At 60.2% G+C, this 18359-nt stretch carries 15 protein-coding genes and 1 pseudogene; 6 read left to right on the forward strand and 10 right to left on the reverse strand.

The window, feature by feature from the left end:
* Positions 1–2 precede the first annotated feature (2 nt).
* From tssM to BK662_RS06580, 3 genes are read left to right on the forward strand one after another with little or no spacing between them, the layout of a single operon-like run.
* Positions 3–3539 carry a type VI secretion system membrane subunit TssM gene (gene tssM / locus BK662_RS06570; protein ID WP_123357404.1) on the forward strand — a complete coding sequence of 1179 codons (3537 nt, stop codon included), beginning with the start codon at positions 3–5 and terminating at the stop codon, positions 3537–3539.
* On the forward strand, positions 3539–4267 hold the full coding sequence (locus tag BK662_RS06575) for a PP2C family protein-serine/threonine phosphatase (RefSeq protein ID WP_123357405.1): 729 nt from the start codon (positions 3539–3541) through the stop codon (positions 4265–4267). The genes tssM and BK662_RS06575 overlap by 1 nt, the downstream gene beginning before the upstream one ends.
* Positions 4264–5286 (forward strand): serine/threonine-protein kinase, encoded by a 1023-nt coding sequence (locus BK662_RS06580; protein ID WP_185047088.1) that lies wholly within the window; start codon positions 4264–4266, stop codon positions 5284–5286. Before BK662_RS06575 ends, BK662_RS06580 begins: the two co-directional genes overlap by 4 nt.
* A 249-nt stretch (positions 5287–5535) precedes the next feature.
* Here BK662_RS06580 and BK662_RS06585 read toward each other — a convergent pair.
* Positions 5536–5909: pseudogene (locus BK662_RS06585) on the reverse strand (DUF6124 family protein).
* A 483-nt stretch (positions 5910–6392) separates the two neighbouring features.
* On the opposite strand from BK662_RS06585, the gene BK662_RS06590 reads away from it, so the two are divergent.
* Positions 6393–6776, forward strand: coding sequence for a helicase (locus tag BK662_RS06590; protein ID WP_123357406.1), 384 nt, complete (start codon positions 6393–6395; stop codon positions 6774–6776).
* A gap of 39 nt (positions 6777–6815) precedes the next feature.
* Here BK662_RS06590 and BK662_RS06595 read toward each other — a convergent pair whose 3' ends face one another.
* Positions 6816–7580 carry a Fic/DOC family protein gene (locus tag BK662_RS06595; RefSeq protein WP_123357407.1) on the reverse strand — a complete coding sequence of 255 codons (765 nt, stop codon included), beginning with the start codon at positions 7578–7580 and terminating at the stop codon, positions 6816–6818.
* On the reverse strand, positions 7577–7834 hold the full coding sequence (locus BK662_RS06600) for a hypothetical protein (RefSeq protein ID WP_123357408.1): 258 nt from the start codon (positions 7832–7834) through the stop codon (positions 7577–7579). The genes BK662_RS06595 and BK662_RS06600 overlap by 4 nt, the downstream gene beginning before the upstream one ends.
* 317 nt (positions 7835–8151) lie before the next feature.
* On the opposite strand from BK662_RS06600, the gene BK662_RS06605 reads away from it, so the two are divergent.
* Positions 8152–9411 carry an NHL repeat-containing protein gene (locus tag BK662_RS06605; RefSeq protein WP_185047089.1) on the forward strand — a complete coding sequence of 420 codons (1260 nt, stop codon included), beginning with the start codon at positions 8152–8154 and terminating at the stop codon, positions 9409–9411.
* Between the two features lie 107 nt (positions 9412–9518).
* Here the strand turns inward: BK662_RS06605 and BK662_RS06610 are convergent, their stop codons facing one another.
* The 6 genes from BK662_RS06610 to exbB form a co-directional block, all read right to left on the reverse strand.
* On the reverse strand, positions 9519–10919 hold the full coding sequence (locus tag BK662_RS06610; RefSeq protein ID WP_123357410.1) for an aminoacyl-tRNA deacylase and HDOD domain-containing protein: 1401 nt from the start codon (positions 10917–10919) through the stop codon (positions 9519–9521).
* A 78-nt stretch (positions 10920–10997) separates the two neighbouring features.
* The gene (recG, locus tag BK662_RS06615) at positions 10998–13073 is read right to left on the reverse strand and encodes an ATP-dependent DNA helicase RecG (RefSeq protein WP_123357411.1); all 2076 of its coding nucleotides are present in this window, start codon (positions 13071–13073) and stop codon (positions 10998–11000) included.
* A gap of 9 nt (positions 13074–13082) precedes the next feature.
* Entirely contained in the window at positions 13083–14012 is a 930-nt protein-coding gene (locus tag BK662_RS06620; RefSeq protein ID WP_008007618.1) for a hydrogen peroxide-inducible genes activator, read from the reverse strand.
* 279 nt (positions 14013–14291) lie between these two features.
* Complete coding sequence (locus BK662_RS06625; protein ID WP_123357412.1) at positions 14292–15038, reverse strand: energy transducer TonB family protein; 747 nt, start codon at positions 15036–15038, stop codon at positions 14292–14294.
* Entirely contained in the window at positions 15035–15463 is a 429-nt protein-coding gene (gene exbD, locus BK662_RS06630) for a TonB system transport protein ExbD (RefSeq protein WP_038980717.1), read from the reverse strand. The genes BK662_RS06625 and exbD overlap by 4 nt, the downstream gene beginning before the upstream one ends.
* Before the next feature lie 6 nt (positions 15464–15469).
* The gene (exbB, locus tag BK662_RS06635; protein WP_123357413.1) at positions 15470–16423 is read right to left on the reverse strand and encodes a tonB-system energizer ExbB; all 954 of its coding nucleotides are present in this window, start codon (positions 16421–16423) and stop codon (positions 15470–15472) included.
* A 189-nt stretch (positions 16424–16612) separates the two neighbouring features.
* Here exbB and BK662_RS06640 point away from each other — a divergent pair, with 189 nt between their 5' ends.
* The gene (locus BK662_RS06640) at positions 16613–17470 is read left to right on the forward strand and encodes an SDR family oxidoreductase (protein WP_123357414.1); all 858 of its coding nucleotides are present in this window, start codon (positions 16613–16615) and stop codon (positions 17468–17470) included.
* A gap of 135 nt (positions 17471–17605) precedes the next feature.
* Here the strand turns inward: BK662_RS06640 and BK662_RS06650 are convergent, their stop codons facing one another.
* Entirely contained in the window at positions 17606–18346 is a 741-nt protein-coding gene (locus BK662_RS06650) for a hypothetical protein (RefSeq protein ID WP_123357416.1), read from the reverse strand.
* Positions 18347–18359 lie beyond the last annotated feature (13 nt).

The following is an 18359-nucleotide window of genomic DNA, read 5'->3' on the forward strand; positions in this document are numbered from 1 at the left end:
TGATGAAGAAGTTTTTCAAGAAAGTCGGCGCATTCCTGCGCCAGACCTGGATCTGGACCCTGCTGCTGGTGCTGTTTGTCGCGCTGCTGGTGTGGTTCGTCGGGCCGCTGTTGGCGGTCAACGACTACAAGTTCTGGGAAGGTTCGACCTCCCGCCTGCTGACCATCAGTGTGCTGTTCCTGATCTGGGGCCTGACCATGGTCTTCGTCAGCTGGCGCGCCGGTGTGCGCAAGAAGGCCATCGAAGAAACCGAAGACGGCCAGGACCGTATCCGCCGCGAAGAGCTGATCGACGAAGAGCAGAAAGAGCTTCGCGTGCGCTTCAAGGATGCGTTGAAAACCCTGAAGACCTCGAGCCTGTATCGCGGTCGCAGCGAACGCTGGCGCAGTGATTTGCCTTGGTACTTGCTGATCGGCCCGCAGGGTAGCGGCAAGACCAGCCTGCTGGACTTCTCGGGCCTTGAGTTTCCGATCAACAGGATCGACCGCAAACTCACCCGCGACACTCTCGGCACTCGGCATTGCGACTGGTATTTCGCCGATCGCGGCGTGCTGATCGACACCGCCGGGCGTTACCTGACCCAGCCGGATGCCGAAGTCGATGGCAGCGCCTGGAGCACCTTGCTCGACCTGCTGCGCAAGCGCCGCCGCAACCGTCCGTTGAACGGCGTGCTGGTGACCATCCCGGTGGAAACACTGCTGGGCGGCAGCGAGCAAGACCTCGACACCCTGGCCCGCCAGGTGCGTGCGCGTCTGCAAGACGTCCATCAGAAACTGCATGTCGACGTGCCGATTTATCTGGTGCTGAGCAAGACCGATCGCCTGCTCGGTTTCGACGAATTCTTCGATCAGCTGACCCGCGAAGAAAGCGATCAGGTACTCGGCACCAGCTTCCGCAAAGAGCAGAGCGGTACTGACGTGGCCGTGCTGCGCGCCGAGTTCGAAGAGCTGCTGCGTTGCCTGAACAGCCAGGTGATCATGCGCATGCACCAGGAGCGCGACACCCAGCGCCGCGGTCGCATCCTCGACTTCCCGCACCAACTGGGGCAGATCGGCGAGCGCCTGTGCCTGTTCGTCGACATGGCGTTCACCGGCAACCGCTACCAGCGCGTCAGCCAGTTGCGCGGTTTCTACCTGACCAGCGCACCGCACCTGACTCAAGAGATGGACCAGACCACCGCCGGCATCGGCGCGAACCTGGGCATGAACGCTGGCGTGCTGCCGACCCTGCGCAGTGGCCGTTCGCGGTTCATCCACCATTTGCTCAGCCGGGTGATTTTCCCCGAGGCCGATCTGGCCGGTCTGGACAAGCGCGAGCGCAGCCGTATCCATTGGGGCCAACGTGCCCTCTACGTTGGTGCGCTGGCGGCACTGGCGCTGTTCGGCATGCTGTGGGCTGGCGGTTTCTCGGCCAACTATGAGCGTCTGGAAAACCTGCGTTCCCTGGCACAGAAATGGAATCAGCAACGCTCGGCCCTGACTGCGCGTGATGACTCCATGGCGGTGCTCAAGACCCTCGACACCCGCTATGCGGCGACCCAGGTCTTCCCGAAAAAAGGTGACGTGTCGTACCACGAGCGCGGCGGCCTGTACCAAGGCGAAGACGCCAATCCGGTGGTCAAGAGCGCCTACGAGCGTGAACTTGAAGCGCAACTGCTGCCACGGGTTGCAACGCTGCTGGAAGGGGAAATCCGCGCCAACATGAAGGACCGCGAACGCCTGCTCAACAGCCTGCGTGCGTACCTGATGCTGAACATGAAAGATCGCCGCGATGCTACGTGGCTCAAGGATTGGGTCGCCACTGACTGGTCCCTGCGTTACGCCAGCAACACGGCGGTGCAGAACGGCTTGAACAGCCACTTCGAGCGCTTGCTCAAGCAGCCGTTTATCTACCCGCTGAACGATCAATTGGTGACGCAGGCCCGTCAGGTGTTGCGCAGCGAGTCGCTGGCCAACGTGGTTTACCGGATGCTGCGCGAGCAGGCTCGCAATCTGCCGGAATACCGTTTCAGCCAACACTTGGGCCCACAGGGTGCGCTGTTTGTCGGCACCGATTACGTGATTCCGGGGTTCTACACCCAACAGGGTTACACGCAGTATTTCTCGATCCAGGGCACTGCGCTGGTTACCGATATCCTGCGTGATAACTGGGTGCTGGGCGAAGGCTCGGGCATCAGCGGCATGGACTTGCGTCGCCTGATGGTCGAACTGGAGCAGTTGTACTTTCGCGACTACGCCAACTTCTGGAGCGAAGCGGTCGGCCAGGTGGCATTGCCACCGATCAACGATGCTGGTGAAGGCGCTGAGCAACTGGCTGGCTTGACCTCCGCCAACTCGCCGGTGCTGCAGCTGCTGGTGGAAGTGCGTGAGAACACCCGTTTCCAGGTCATCGCAGACAGTGCTGATGAAGCCGCCGAAGCGGCTGACAAACTGGGCGAGAAGGGCGGCAAGTTGGGCAAACTCGCTGCGGCCGCCGCGGACAAAGCGTCGGACATGGCGGCTCATAGGGCAAAGCAGCTGCCCGACACCGCAAAGAAATCCCTGCAACGTCGCTTCGAACCGCTGCACCGTTTGCTGGATGACAACAACGGCCCCGCCGCTGATCTGACCCCGGCCCTGCAAGCACTCAACGATCTGCAACTGCAACTGTCGAGCCTGGCCCGTGCCAGCGCGCCGGAGCAGGCTGCGTTCGAAATGGCCAAGACCCGCATGAGCGGCCAGCGTGATGCGCTGAGCAACTTGCGCAACGCGTCGAACCGTCTGCCGCGTCCTGTCAGCGTGTGGTTCAACGTGCTGGCCGAAGACACCTGGCGTCTGGTACTCAACGATTCCTACCAGTATCTGAACCAGCGTTATCAGAGCGAGCTGTACAGCTTCTACGGCAAGGCGATCAACAAGCGTTACCCGTTCAGCGCCCACAGCACCAGCGACGTTGCGATCAGCGACTTTCGCGAGTTCTTCAAAGCCCAAGGCATCGCCGACCGCTTCTTCGAGAACTACATGCGTCCGTTCGTGAGTGGCGACCCATACAACTATCGCCTGCGCAGCATTGACGGTCACAGCATGCCGATCTCCAAGGTCTACCTCGACCAGATGGCCGCGGCACAAGTGATCCGCCAGAGCTTCTTCGCCAGCAACCCGGCCGAGCCGCAAGTGCAGTTCAAACTGGAGCCGTACACCCTCGACCCGGCCGTCAGCCGTTCCGAGTTCAAGTTTGGCGACAAGACCATTGAATACCGTCACGGCCCTATCGTGCCGGTGTCGTTCAAATGGCCGACCGACGCTGAAGACGGTCGCACCAGCCTGATCCTCGACAAAATGGCTGGTCGCCCGATCGGTATCGAGAAGAACACCGGCCCATGGTCGCTGTTCCGTCTGTTCGACCTGATGCAGACCGAGTACCTGACCGGTCGCGACGTGCTAGTGCTCAAGGCTGACGTGGGTGGCCTGCGCGCCAACTACTTGCTGTCGAGCCAGCACACACCGAACCCGTTCGACATGGGCGTGCTGCGCACTTTCCGTATGCCGGTGCAGCTCTGATGCTGGTTGCCAGTCCTTGGCGCAGCGCTGCGCGTACCGATCCGGGCAAGGTTCGGGCGCGCAACGAAGATGCTTTTCTCGACTGTCCACAGCAGGGGCTGTGGGTGGTCGCGGATGGCATGGGCGGTCATCAGGGTGGCGACATCGCCAGCCAGTTGATCGTCGCCAGCCTGGCGGAACTGCCGGTGCAGGACGACTTCGACGAACGACTCAAAGGTATTCGCCAGTGCCTGCACTGGCTCAACCGCCGTTTGGGTCAGGAGTTGACCGTCACCGCCGGGCGTCACGACAGCATCATGGGCAGCACCGTGGTGGCGCTGCTGGTGAAAGGCAATCGCGCGGCCTGCATCTGGGCCGGCGACAGCCGCTGCTACCTGTGGCGCGGCCAGCGCTTGTATCAGCTGTCCAAGGACCATTCGCTGCAACAGCAACTGATCGACGAGCAGAACATGAGTGTCGAAGACGCTCGTGCGCATCCTGTCGCTCATGCGCTGACCCGTGCGGTCGGCGCTGCCGAGCAATTGACGCTGGATGTGTTGGAACTCGAGGTCTATCCCGGCGATGCGTTTCTATTGTGTAGCGACGGTTTGTATCAAGGGCTGAGCAGCGATGCCCTGGGCAGCGCTCTCAGCCTGACCGCGCCGCACGTAGCGCTGGAGCGTCTGTTCGACGGCGCGCTGCGTGGCTCGGCCCGGGACAACCTGACTGCCGTGGTGATCCGCCAATGACTGAACTCATGCCACTGATCGACGACCGGCTGGTGACCGAGGAAGAAGCCAATAACCTGACTTTCTTCGCCTTCACCAAGCCTCTAAACGGAAAGCCGCATAAGGCTGAGTCTGCGCTGGCGCCGACCCGGGCCAGCGTCGGTGAACTGCCGGACGTGCTGGCGGGGCGTTATCGCATCGAGCGCCTGCTTGGTGCCGGAGGCATGGGCGCGGTTTACCGTGCACGGGACTTGCTGAGCGAACAGTTCGGCGATCCCGACCCTTACATCGCGCTGAAAATCCTCAGCGAAGAATTTGCCGAATCGCCGGACGCCAGCGCCTTGCTCTACAGCGAGTTCGCCCTGACCCGACGACTGCGCCACGACAACGTGCTGCGTTTGCACACCTTTGAAGTGGACACCGATTGCCAGCGTGCCTTCATCACCATGGAACTCATGCGTGGGCTGGCCCTGGACAAATTACTCTGCGAGCGGCCCCTGGGCCTGCCATGGAAAGAGCTGCGTGACATCGCGCTGCCGCTGCTCGACGCGTTGGCCTACGCCCACGCTCGCGGCGTGCTGCACGGTGACATGAAGCCGAGCAACGTGATGCTCAGCGAAGAAGGTGTGCGCCTGTTCGACTTCGGCCTTGGCCAGGCGCAAGAGGGCATCTTGCCCGGCCTGCCGCACCTGAGCCGCAACCGCTTCAACGCCTGGACCCCCGGCTACGCCGCCCCCGAACTGCTCGAAGGCCAGACGCTGTCGGCCAGCGCGGACGTGTACGGCGTGGCCTGCGTGATCTACGAACTGGCGTGCGGCAAACACCCGTTCCGCCGCTTGCCCTCGACCGAGGCCCGCGCCGGGCGCCTCGAGCGTGAGCTGCACGCCCCCCGAAACCTGCCGAAACACTGCTGGCCAGCCCTGCGAACAGCGCTGGTTTTCGATGCGGCGCAGCGCAGTATCAGCGCCCGTGAACTGCATGACGCGATGATCGCCAACCCGTCCTGGTTGCAACGCTTTGTCTTTCGGCGTAATGGATGACATTCGAACAGGGAAGGGAGCGCACGATGTTCAGTCCTTCTAACGAAACGCACTTCAGTCCGACCGTCGAAGACTACGTGGGCGACAATTAAGCGAATGAACCGCGGAGCCAGCGGTGCGGCGATCCGACTTGCCGGTGAAGGCGCTCTTAAGGACGCCTTCGCCGGCAAGCGTGGCTCCTACAAGTCCGATTTACCCTTAACTGATTGGCATTAGACTTAGCGTCCCCTTTCTCTTTCCGCGATTCCGTTACGCCTTAGCCCGATGCTCCGCTGGATTCGGCGAATCAATGTGATCCAGCGCTCGCTCCACTAACAACTGAACCCCATCAGCCATTCTGCTGAGCGCCAAGGCTACTGATCTTCGAGTGCCGTCGATGTCGTCAGCCAGATCGGCGGCGATGGCGCTGATGGACTTCAGGTCTTCGGAGGCGTTGGCCAAGAGGGCTTCGGTATCGATGTCGGGGGAGACGGTGAAGAGTTTGCCTTTGCGCTTGGGTTTGTCGTTGGGTGGTGGGGCGAAATGGTGGCGCGTTCGGCGGCTTCGTGGAGTTTTTTCGAATCGAAGGATTCGTAGGGGGATGTGGCTGAGTTTTCTGGGGGATTCGGTGTTGGCTTGATCATAGGTATCTTCCGGTAATAGGAGCTGACACCGTTTCGCTCGCACTTCGAAAGAGGTGGCAACTGTGCATAGGTGTGCAAGACCGGCCCGGAGTATCCGGCAGACCCGAAGGTCTCCCACGCACAGTCGCCATAACGATTCGCGAGCATAAGAAAACGCTCGATGAATAGCCATAAACGATTATGCACCAGGCCAGACTTGCACGTCCGAGTCACCGATTTTGCGGTGACGAATAGAGGTTAGCGGTGAAGCGGAGGGCTGCCTAGTTCATGAACAGCGCCGCGTGTTGAAGGAAATGTCCGATGGAGTCGAGGGTAGAAAGACCATTAGCTCTCGGCTTTTAAACAGTAGCGTTTCGTCAATGACTTGGTAGTCATCGGCGTCAAAAAGTGCGACATCGTCTTCTAACACTGCGCAATGGTGGCGTTCTTGCTTGAAGCCGCTACACTGCGCCGGCCGTTCACTTTTCTCTTGAGGCTGTGCGCATGAAATTTCGTTTTCTTCTGTGGATGCTGGGTTTGTTGATGGGTAAGGCCAGTCGGACTAATCCTGCGTTTCAGCAGCAGTTGGGTGACAAGGCATTGGTGTTTCAGCTACAGACCCTGGACGGGAAAGTGGCGCGGCATTTCTTTGTGAAGGACCAGCGCATTACTAGCAAGGCTGGGGTGTATGCGGAGCCGGCGTTTGCGATTGCGTTTAAAGACGCGGCGTATGGCTTTGCCACGATGCAGGCGAAGAACAAGCAATTGGCGTTTATGACGGGGATTCAGGACAAGTCGATTCAGATCAAGGGCAACCCGGCGTTGGTGATCTGGTTTCAGGGGTTGACCAAGTATTTGAAGCCGAAGAAGGCCAAGCCGAAGGCGTAGGTCTTTCAGGTAGCTCGCCGGGAGAGCAAGCTAGCCTCTTCAGCCATCCGACTCAGGAGGCCCGCTGGCGTCGAATGGTTGGGCCCGGTATGTCTTGTAGATCTGCTGGACTTGCGGGTTGTCCAGGTTCTCGTATGTGATGTCTTCCTTGTCCAGGCCATCCAGGCCTCTGATACCACTGATGGTCTCTGGCCACTCGTCACGACTGGATATATCGATTACGAACGGGTTGAGGTAGTGATCGAGATGCCTCTCGCGAGGCTCTCGGATTTCATCGCTGAGTGCCCGCAGGTAGTCGTCTTTACTTGTCCCTGACCAGTCAATGGCGAACTTGGCTCGATAACAGAGTTCCATGAAGACTAATAGAATCGTGCGCCCGTTGCCGTCCAGAAAGGGATGTGCGAAAGCCAGCTGGCCCATCACTCCGCCGGGATGGGCTCTGAAGCGTTTCTTGTCTGCTGCTAGCTTTAGCGCATAGTCGACAGACATTTTGATGGAGTCCGGGCGCTCGAAGACGGTGCTTCGGGGATCGTCGTAGGAGCCCTTGAAGACTGCCAGGTGAGGGACAAGCTCGTTCCGGTCTTTTCCTGCCCAGTGATAGAAGCCGGAGAACAGGATTTCGTGAACTTTGAGTACAGCCTTGTAATCGATTGGCTTTTTCTTGGCCAAATAGGCAAGCGCATCTTCGATACTCAATTCGAACGAAAGATGCTCTGACTCTTTTACTTCAGTGGGATCTTTCAGTTGCAGCGAGTTTTGAAGGTATCCAGCAGCTTCGAAGTCGCCGAACGGATCAAAAGTCATGCGCTACGTTTCTGTGCACGCCTTTCCTGAAGATAACGCCCTTGGAGCGCCAGGATTTCAGACTTGCTCAGAACGCCTTTTCTCTTGAGATTGACGAGCAACTGTTCGATGCCATCCAGCTCGACGACATCGCCAGCCAAACGGGTAATGCTCACGGCCATACGACTCATGCCGTCACGTCCAGCAGTGACCTTGTTTTCTTTAGCAAGCTTACGGACTTGGCTTGCAACACTGACAGCAGCTGTTTGGGTCATCGGAAAGCCCTCTATTTGCCGTCAAATCATAGCAGGGCACTTGCTTCCTGTCGTCGTGGGTGCATAGCCGACGATCAGGGAAAGAGCGTGTCCCCAATGCCGGTGTGTGTGCCGAGCCGGCGTTTGCGATTTTTTTAAAGATGCGGCAATTCTGAAGTCTGCGGCCCGCCATCATGAAAATTGGCTCGTTATGTCAGTGACTTGGCTCGCCGAGATAATAAAACTGTCACTTCTGACAGTTGCTGGATTGTTTTGTTGCGTGATCAAGTGGGGGCAAAGATCCCCCGGATCACTGCTATCAATCCATGAGCGTAAATATGAATCAAATATCAGGTAATGCAGCAGCGGGCTCTCTTGATCCGTCCTTTGGCACAGGTGGGGTTGTGGCGTTGCCAAACGGGGCGAGGTCTATTGCCCTGCTACCCAATAACAAGTTAATCGTTCTTACAGGAGCCAGCCTTCAAGAGCCAATTACGGTGGCACAACTGACTGAGGCCGGGGCGCTTGATCCATCCTTTGGCGATGGTGGCATGGTTGAAGTCTCTGTTACTGGTTACAGAATGCTGGTGAGCCACATCCTTGTGCTGCGAAATGGCAATTACCTGATCGCTGGCTACGAATCCGGTACAGCCTCCACCAGAAAATATGTCTGTCAGTTATTAAAAAACGGACAACTTGATGAGACCTTCGGGGAGGGAGGCTTAGCCACGATTCGAGTTCCGGATATTGATGCCGGGCAGGGAGTCAGGTTTGTCAGTAGCCCAGAACAGAAATTGACGACTGATGCCGTTTATTTCGCGGGCGAACAAATCGCTGTTTCGGAGCAGAACGCAAAAATTTATTTCTGCGCTCATGTGCATTCCGAAGCAAGAGGCTTTGAAGGGGTTCTTTTTCGTCTTAACAGCGACGGCTCATCAGACACAGGCTTCAATGACCGAGGTTATGTCGTAATTTCACCCGACGGCGGTTCTAGCATTCGCCTCACATCGTTAACGGCCCAAGGAGACGGCGTGCTGGTTAGTGGCGGTTTTAGAGGGACTACGGGTTCGCGCGAAGTTGCCTTTCTGAAACGCTATGACCAACGGGGAAACATCGATAGTTCTTTCGGCGTGGGCGGAACGGTGCTCATCCCCAATGGCATCGATGGTCGAACGTCTATTATTAACTCCGTGGAGCTCAATGATAGTGGCCTGATTGTAGCTTCCGGCGAGTCAGGTAAAACCGGTGAAAAAGAAGGTCTGTTAACAGTTCTTAATCCCAATGGAGGTTTCAATCTCATCTTCAACCAAGGCCAACCCTTGTACGCCGACTTCTTACCGAATTTATTCTTCTCGACAAGTGTCTTTCAGCACAGCGGAAAAATCATAGTGTCTGGATCGGGGGGGGACGGTTACGTGGTGGCTGCGCGTTATGACTTTTTCGGTGATCTGGATCCAACGTTTGGAGGTAAAGGCTGGGTCGTTCACGACTCTATTGTGGCGCTGGGTGTGGAAAGCAGCGAGTTAACGGCAGATAACAAAATTGTCGTTCTAGGGAATAGGTCGCTTCAGAAGTCTGCGGTGCGGTACTTGGGATAAATCCGGTGGATTGGGCTGGATTCATCGCGGGCGAGCCACGTTCCCATAGGGATCACTTGAACCCTGTGGGAGCGAGCCGGCTCCGGACGGCGATCCGACGAAGCTTTTCAGGACTGGCTGAACTGCGACGCCAGTTCACGCAACAACACTTCAGCCTCAAGCACTTTGCTGACTACATCGTTGGCCTTGTCGCGGGTCAGGCCTACGCGTTCCAGCAAAGCATCCGGGATGTCTTCATCCGGGCCGGAGCCGATGCCGCGGCTGCGTAGCAGGCGAACGGCCAGGCAGACGAGGTTCGGGTATTCGGCGTAGTCGCCGTCGTAGCTTGGGTCGTGCTGGAAGCGCAGGGCGGTGGCCAGTTCGTCTGGCATGTCCCAGTAGCGCATCAGCCATGAGCCGATCTGTTCGCGGCTGATGCCCAGCAGGTGTTGTTCCACGTAGCTGTGGCACAGGTGCGGGTTGACCTCCAGGTGGCGGCAGATCAGCGAGAAGTGCGGCGGGAATACGTGGGCCAGCAGCAAGTAGCCGAAGTTGTGCAGCAGGCCGGCGAGGTAGGTCAGGCCGGCTTCCGGGCGCTGGGCGCGGGGCATGGCGCGGGTCAGGCCTTCGATGACGGCGGCGGTGTAGATCGATTGCTGCCAGTACGGTGTGGTGTGTTGCGGGTGGTCTTTGGGCAGGCTCAGGGTTTTGCCCAGGGCCAGGCCCAGCGCCAGGTTGATCACCAGGTCGAAACCCAGCACCCGGACGATGGCGTCTTCCACTGAACGAATCTTGCCCGGCGAGGCGTAGTACGGTGACGCTGCCCAGCTGACGACTTGTGCGGCCAGGGCCGGGTCGGTTTCAACCACGCCGGTGATGTCGTCGATGGTGGCGTTGGGGTCGACGCGCAGTTTGATGATTTTCTGCGCGGTCTCGGCCAGCGGCGGAATCTCGATGGTCTCTTCCAGACGCTGCTGGATGCGCCGCGCGGTGAACGCTTGCACGGCCTGGGTGATTTCCTCGCGGTCATCGTCGGGGCGGTCGAGGTTCGGGCGGATGCTATGCACAGCTTCGCCGAAATTGGCGGCGCTGGCCTTGGTGAGCATGGTTTTGAAATCGTCGCTGGAGATTTCCAGCAGCACGCCCGGCTCGCCCGAGTTGATTAGCAACGTCGGTTCGCGCAGCAGGCTTTCTTCATACAGGCACGGCGAGCTGGTGAGTGCCGGCAGGCCGGGCAGCAGGCTCAGGCTGTGTTTGCCGAGCATCTTTACCTGGCGTTCGGTGGATACAGCAGTCAACCGGCGGCCAGTGAGTTCGGCGAGGCGGTTGAGGTCGAGCAATTGGTTCTGGGGGAACAGCACCATGAGCGTGCCGACGGCATCGTCCAGCAAAACTGCCTGCACTTTACGCGCGGCGTTCAGGCCGTGATGGTCGAGGACTTCTTCGTAGGCGATGCCCAGCTTGCCGAGCAGCAGCCGAATAACAGACGGAGCGTGCGGGGTTTCGGGGGCGAGGGCAGCTTCTGTCATGGTCTGTATCCGTTTTCAAACAATTGCAGGAGTATAACCAGCTTGTTTAAAGCCAGGGTCCAGAAACTGCGACAGTGCTCATACTTGGCCGTATTGCTGCCCATGGCGTAGCCAGCGGTCGAGCAGCGGGCTGACGTGATCCGGCCAGCGCTCGAGCAAAGCCTGAGCGGCGTCGCGTACGGCGGGCAGCAAGTCGGCATCGCGCATCAGGTCCGCGACCTTGAATTGCAGCAGACCGGTCTGGCGCGTGCCGAGCATTTCGCCGGGGCCGCGCAGTTCGAGGTCTTTTTCGGCGATGACAAAACCGTCGTTGGTTTCGCGCATGATGCCCAGGCGCTGACGGCCGATCTGCGACAGCGGCGGATGGTACAGCAGCACGCAATGGCTGACGGCGCTGCCCCGACCGACACGGCCACGCAGTTGGTGCAACTGCGCGAGCCCGAGGCGTTCGGGGTTTTCGATGATCATCAGACTGGCGTTGGGCACATCGACGCCGACTTCGATCACGGTGGTGGCGACCAGCAGTTGCAGGTTGCCAGCCTTGAACTCGGCCATCACCGCGGCTTTCTCGGCGGGCTTCATGCGGCCGTGGATCAGCCCGACCTTCAACTCGCCGAGGGCGGCGGTGAGGTCTTCATAGGTGGTTTCGGCGGCCTGACAGGTCAGCTCTTCAGACTCTTCGATCAGCGTGCACACCCAATAGGCCTGACGCCCTTCGGCACAGGCGCCGCGCACCCGTTCGATCACTTCGACGCGACGGGTGTCGGTGACCAGCACCGTGTTTACCGGGGTACGGCCGGGGGGCAGTTCGTCGAGGATCGAGGTGTCGAGGTCGGCGTAGGCGCTCATGGCCAGTGTCCGGGGGATCGGCGTTGCGGTCATGATCAGCTGGTGCGGACACATCCGCCCGCCGACGCCTTTCTGCCGCAATGCCAGGCGCTGCTGCACGCCGAAGCGGTGTTGCTCGTCGATGATCGCCAGCGCCAGGTTCTTGAACTGCACTTCGTCCTGGAACAGCGCGTGGGTGCCGACCACCATGGGCGTACCGTTGGCGATTTGCTCCAGCGCGGCGACGCGGTTTTTACCCTTGAGCTTGCCGGCCAGCCACGCGACTTCAATGCCCAGCGGTTCGAGCCAGCGCTTGAAGGTGATGAAGTGCTGCTCGGCGAGAATTTCGGTAGGCGCCATCAATGCGACCTGATAACCGGCCTCCAGCGCTTGCAGCGCAGCGAGGGCAGCGACCACGGTTTTGCCGGCGCCCACGTCGCCCTGAATCAGCCGCAACATGGGTTCGTGCTGACTGAGGTCGTAAGCGATTTCGTTGCCGACCCGTTGCTGGGCGCCGGTCGGCGTGAAGCCAAGGTTGGCCAAATACTGAGCGGGCAGCTTCGTGGCTTTTGGCATTGCCGGGGCACGCAGGGCACGCATGCTTTCGCGCAGGCGCTGCTGGGACAGTTGGTGGGTCAGCAGTTCTTCGAAGGCTAGCCGATGCTGCGCCCAGTGATGACCGAGGGCGAGTTCGTCGACGTCGGCATCGGCGGGCGGGTGATGCAGGTAGCGGATCGCATCGGCCAGCGGCGCCAGTTGATAGTCCCGAGCCAGTTCGGTCGGCAGCCAGTCGGGCAGGCTGCTAGGGCCGAGCAGGGTCAGGGTTTGCATGCACAACTGGCGCAGGCGTTGTTGGGTCAGGCCTTCGGTGAGCGGGTAGACCGGGGTCAGGGTTTCATCCACGGGCGGCGGTTCGTCGCCGGTGATGGCGCGGTATTCCGGGTGGTAGATCTCCAGCCCTGATGCACCAGGCCGCGCTTCGCCATAACAGCGAATGCGCGTGCCGCGTTTGAGGCCTTCTTTCTGGGCGTTGCTGAAATGATAAAAGCGCAGGCTGAGCCCGCCGGTGCCGTCCTGCAGACGGACAACCAGGCTGCGGCGTCGGCCCATGACCACGTCGGCGCCGCTGACGGTGCCTTCGATCACGGCGTCTTGCCCGGGTCGCAAATGGCCGATCGGGACCACGCGGGTGCGGTCCTGATAACGCAGCGGCAGGTGAAACAGTACGTCCTGGAGATTCTCCAGGCCGACCTTGGCCAGTTTCTCGGCCATGGCTTCGCCGACACCCTTGAGTGTCGTCACCGACACTTGCGACAACTCGGTCATGGCAGCGACTTAACCGGCCACCACCGGCGCTGGCGGCTTGGCCACCGAGCACAGGCGAATGGAGTCGGCGAGGATTTCAATCGCCTTCGGCCGCGGGAAGCTCGCGCGCCAGGCGATGGCCACGGTGCGGAACGGCACGGGCGCGCTCAATGGGCGCACTTCGATCACGCCTGGGGCGTAGTGATGGCTGTCGACCGCCGACAGCGGCAGGATCGAAATGCCCAGGCCGGAGGCGACCATGTGGCGAATGGTTTCCAGCGAGCTGGATTCCACCGTGGTGTGTTTGGCGCCGTCGTTGCCTTTGGCCAGGGTCGGGCAGGCTTCCAGCACTTGATCGCGGAAGCAGTGGCCTTCGCCGAGCAGCAGCAGGCTCTTGTCGTTGAGCAGGGCAGCGTCGATGGATTCTTTTTGGGTCCACGGGTGCTGGGCCGGCATCAAGACGTAGAACGGCTCGTCGTAGAGCTGCAAGGTCAGTACGTCGGCTTCGTTGAACGGCAGGGCGATGATGATCGCGTCGAGCTCGCCGTTGCGCAGTTTGTCGCGCAGCACGTGGGTGAAGTTTTCTTCGATATACAACGGCATCTGCGGGGCGACCCGGTGCAGTTGTGGAATCAGGTGCGGGAACAGGTAGGGGCCGACGGTGTAGATCGCGCCGACTTTCAGCGGCGCGGTCAGCTGGTTCTTGCCGGCCTGGGCCAGTTCGCGGATGCCTTGGGCCTGCTCCAGGACTTTCTGTGCCTGGGCGACAATGCCTTCGCCAACCGGCGTCAGGCGCACGGCGCTCTTGCTGCGCTCGAAAATCAGCACACCGAGTTCGTCTTCAAGCTTTTTCACGCCCACCGACAGGGTCGGCTGGCTGACGTGGCAACGCTCGGCCGCATGACCGAAGTGCTGCTCTTGGGCGAGGGTAACGATGTAGCGTAATTCTGTGAGAGTCATAGCAAGCGTCCATGAAGTTGCGAGCCAAGCATACCGGCTGCAATCGATAGACGCACGTTATCAGACTGAGTGTGCTGAGTGACACAGGGCAATGCGGGTTTGGCGTTTCCAGATAGGCAAAAAGGCACCTTTCGGTGCTTTTATGCCTGGATTTTCCGGCTGACGGATAACCCTGTGGGAGCGAGCCTGCTCGCGATGGCGGTTTTACAGTCAATGAAGATGTTGAATGTTATGGCCTCATCGTGAGCAGGCTCGCTCCCACATTGGTTCGGCGGAGCCTTAACGGCGACGTTCCAGCGAGTAAACAAACGGTGCAACGATTTCGATGGAGCCGTTGTTCAGCATGTCGGCCGGTGGCTTGGGCAGCGGTTGGGCGCGGCGGATCATTTCCAGGGTGGCCCGGTCCAGATCGGCGTTGCCGGAGCGGCCCACCAGTTCGAACGACAACACGTTACCTTCAGCATCCACCACGAAGCGCAGACGGTTCAAGCCTTCCTTGCCCCGCTGCTGTGCACTGGCCGGGTACTTTTTGTACTTGGCCAAGTGCGCGAGCAAGGTACCTTGCCAGCTGGCCTTGGCCGCTTGCTGCGCGGGTGATGGACCGGGTGCCGGCTGAGCGGATTTCTCCGTCGGTGCCTGGGTCGGTTGCGCGTCGCTCGGTTTTTCCTCGGAAGGTTTCTCCTTCGGCGGCTCCGGCTTTTTCTCCACAGGCTTGGGCGGTTGAGGCTTCGGCTTGGGCTTGACCGGCTTGGGCACGGCAATCTCGGCCTTCGGCGCTTCAGCGAGTTTCGGCAGCGGCAGGTCTTCTACCGGGGCCGGTGGCTGTGGCGGCGTGATCACCTTCGGTGGTGCGGGCGGTGGCGGGGCCGGAACCGGCGCCAGCTCGACCATCATCGCTTGCGGCGGCAGCTCGATCGGTGGGCGCGACGTCCAGTTCAGCGCCAGCGCAATGGCCAGCGCATGGACGCCCAGCACCACGGCCAGGCTCGCGCTGTAACGCGTCAGCTTTTGGCGCGTGTTGATCATTTCTTGGCTGCCGTCTCGAGTCCGACCAGGCCGACCTTCAGGTAGCCGGCGGCGCGCAGGGCGTCCATCACGCTCATCAAGTCGCCGTAGTCCACGCCTTTATCGGCCTGGAAGAAGATTGTCGTGTCTTTCTTGCCCTTCGTCTTGGCGTCGAGTGTGGCGCCAAGGGTCTCGGCCTTCACTTCGTCTTCGCCGAGGAACAGGCGCTGGTCAGCTTTCACGCTGAGGAACACCGGTTTCTCTGGCCGCGGCGCCGGTTTGGCGGTGGAAGCAGGCAGGTCGACCTTGATGTCCACGGTGGCCAGCGGAGCCGCCACCATGAAGATGATCAACAGCACCAGCATCACGTCGATGAACGGCGTGACGTTGATTTCGTGGTTCTCGGCCAGATCGTCGTCTGCGCCTTCTTTCAAATGCAGGCCCATGGCCGATTACCCCACTTTCACCATGTGCGGTTGCGAGCTGCGCTCGGTCGGCAGGTGGTCGAGATCACGGCTGACCAGCAGCAGGACTTCTGCCGAGGCGTCGGACACCTGCGCTTTGTAACCGGCGATGGAGCGGGCGAAGACGTTGTAGATAACTACAGCAGGAATCGCTGCAACCAGACCCAGCGCGGTTGCCAGCAGGGCTTCGGCGATGCCGGGAGCTACCACGGCGAGGTTGGTGGTCTGGGTTTTGGCGATGCCGATGAAGCTGTTCATGATGCCCCATACGGTGCCGAACAGGCCGACGAACGGCGCGGTGGAACCGATGGTGGCGAGTACGCCGGTGCCGCTGCTCATGTTGCGACCGCAGGCAGCGACGAGGCGCTCGAGGCGGAAGCTCACGCGTTCTTTGATGCCTTCTTTCTCGCGGCTGTTGGCCGACAGGCGCATTTCTTCCAGCGCGTCGTGGACCAGCAGGTTGGCGAGTGTGCCTTCCTTGGCCGCTGTCGCGCTGGCTTCTCTAAGGGTGGCGGCTTTTTTCAGGTGGACGATTTCAGTGCGCAGACGACGCTTGGCGCCCATCAGCTCGAAGCCCTTGGCGATCCAGATGGTCCAGGTGATGATCGAGGCGATGGCCAGGCCGATCATCACGATCTTCACGATGATGTCGGCGTTCTGGTACATGCCCCACGGCGACAAGTCATGGGCCATGCCCAGGGTGTTGTCGGCTTCGAGGACTTCCGGTACGTCAGCGGCGTTCACGGCCTGGACCGGATCGGTCGCGGCAGGTGTCACGACAGGTGCAGCTGGTGTTTGAGCGGTAGCAGGCTGTGTGGCCGGCGCTTGTGCGTCGGCGAAGGCGGCGGTCGGCGCCAGCATCAGGCTGAGCAGCAGGGCGGCCACTGCGCTCCAGGCGCGAGGTCGTTTGGTTGGCGAAGCGGGGAATTGATTGCGTGTCATGCTGGCCGGACCTGAGAGGAAAAGAGGGTAAATGTTCTTCCAGGCCTCGTGAGGCCGAGAACAAAAGTGGCGTGCATTATTGCAAGTAATTCTTGTTAACAAAAGTAATAGAGTATCTTTTTTTCCTTCATTGCTAGCCGCGTGTCCTTTGCCAGCGCTAGTCTGTAGCTTTGCGATAGGAGTTTTCTGATGTCCGCGCCTTCTGTTTTGATCGCCGGCTGCGGTGATGTCGGCAGTCGTCTGGCCACGCAATTGTTGAATTCGGGGTGGGAGGTTCACGGTTTGCGGCGTGACGTCTCACGCCTGCCCCAAGGGGTGATTGGCGTTGCCGGTGACTTGTTCAATAAAGACTGCCCGGCGACCTGGCCAATCGGGGCGGTGGATTACCTGGTGTATTGCGCGGCGGCTACCGATCACGATGAGGCCGGATACCGCGCCGCATATATTCAGGGTTTGCAGCACGTGCTGGAATGGCTGGACGACTACGGGCAAGTGCCCAATCGGCTGCTATTCGTTTCCAGCAGCAGCGTTTACGGCCAGCAAGAGGGCGAGTGGGTCGACGAGAACTCGCCGACCGTGGCGGCTGGCTATTCAGGGCGTGTGATGCTGGAGGCCGAGCAAGTGGCGCGTGATAGCGGCATCCCGGCGAGCATCGTGCGCTTGACCGGGATCTACGGTCCGGGCCGAGAGTTTCTGCTGACTCAGGTTCGTCGCGGTTATCGCGTGGCGATCGATCCACCGTTGTACGCCAACCGCATTCACGTCGACGACGCGGCGGGGTTGCTGGCGTTTCTGCTTGAGGCAGATCGGCGTGGGGTGACGCTCGATGATGCCTATATAGGCGTCGACGATGCGCCCGCGTCATTGGCGGAGGTGGTGGGCTGGCTGCGTGAGTATCTGGGCGTGACCGAATGGGCCGAGGATGCGAGTGTGCGTCGTGCCGGCAGCAAGCGCTGCAGCAATGCCCGGGCGAAGGCGTTGGGTTGGGTGCCGAAGTATCCGAGTTTTCGCGAAGGCTACGCTGCGATCCTCGAAGGTCGCTGCTGACTACACCCCAAAACAACTGTGGGAGCGAGCCTGCTCGCGATGGCGGCTTAACAGTCAGCGATGATGTTGAATGTTATGGCCTCATCGCGAGCAGGCTCGCTCCCACATGGGGTCTTTGGTGGTTTCAGAACCGGGTTACTGCTTTTCCAGCAACCACTTGCGATCACCCGGCGTAAACGAAGGCATCTCGTCCGCCAGTGCGGTATTCACCGTCTGGAAAATCTCCAGTTCCTTGCCCTTGCGCGCAAAGATCCAGGTATTGCCCTGGCCGTTCACCTGCAGCCAGATGTTGTCGTTGCCGCCGCTCATCGACGCGCAATCGCCCGCCAGGCACAGGGCATAACGATCCGCACCGGGCAGGCCGGCAACCTGGCCGTCTGCCTGGAATTGCACGGTATTGCCTTCGCCCGGGCCGCTGAGAATTTTCCAGCTGCCGCCCATATAAGTCGAATACAGTGCCCGCTCGAAACTCGCGCCAATCGGTGCGCCTTCGGGCACCGGGACCGCTGCACGGTCGAAGACTTGCTCCGGCTCGTTGTCGTTGGCGGCCTGGCTCAGTTGCTTGCCATCACGCTTCAGCTCGCTGGCGGAGCTGCCATAAAAATCGACTTTCCAGGCGCCGGACTCTTCGCTCAGCAGCTTGCCTTCGACATTTTCAAAACCATTGGTGTAGCGGGCCTGACCGGCTCGGGTGTTGACGTCCCATTCCAGATTCGGGCCATAGGCCTGGAGCGCTTCGCGCAGGGGGCCGCCTTTGGATGCAGCATCGATTGCCGACTGATTGATCCAGGTGCCGCTGATATCACGATCGGCAGGATCGCTGGCACAACCGCCCAAGAGAAGGGCGACCAGCGAGAGAGCTAGCGCTTGGCGCATGGTGGAATCCTTT

Origin of the sequence: Pseudomonas frederiksbergensis (genome assembly GCF_003732275.1) — a bacterium.
In the GTDB taxonomy this organism is placed as follows: Bacteria; Pseudomonadota; Gammaproteobacteria; order Pseudomonadales; family Pseudomonadaceae; genus Aquipseudomonas; species Aquipseudomonas frederiksbergensis_H.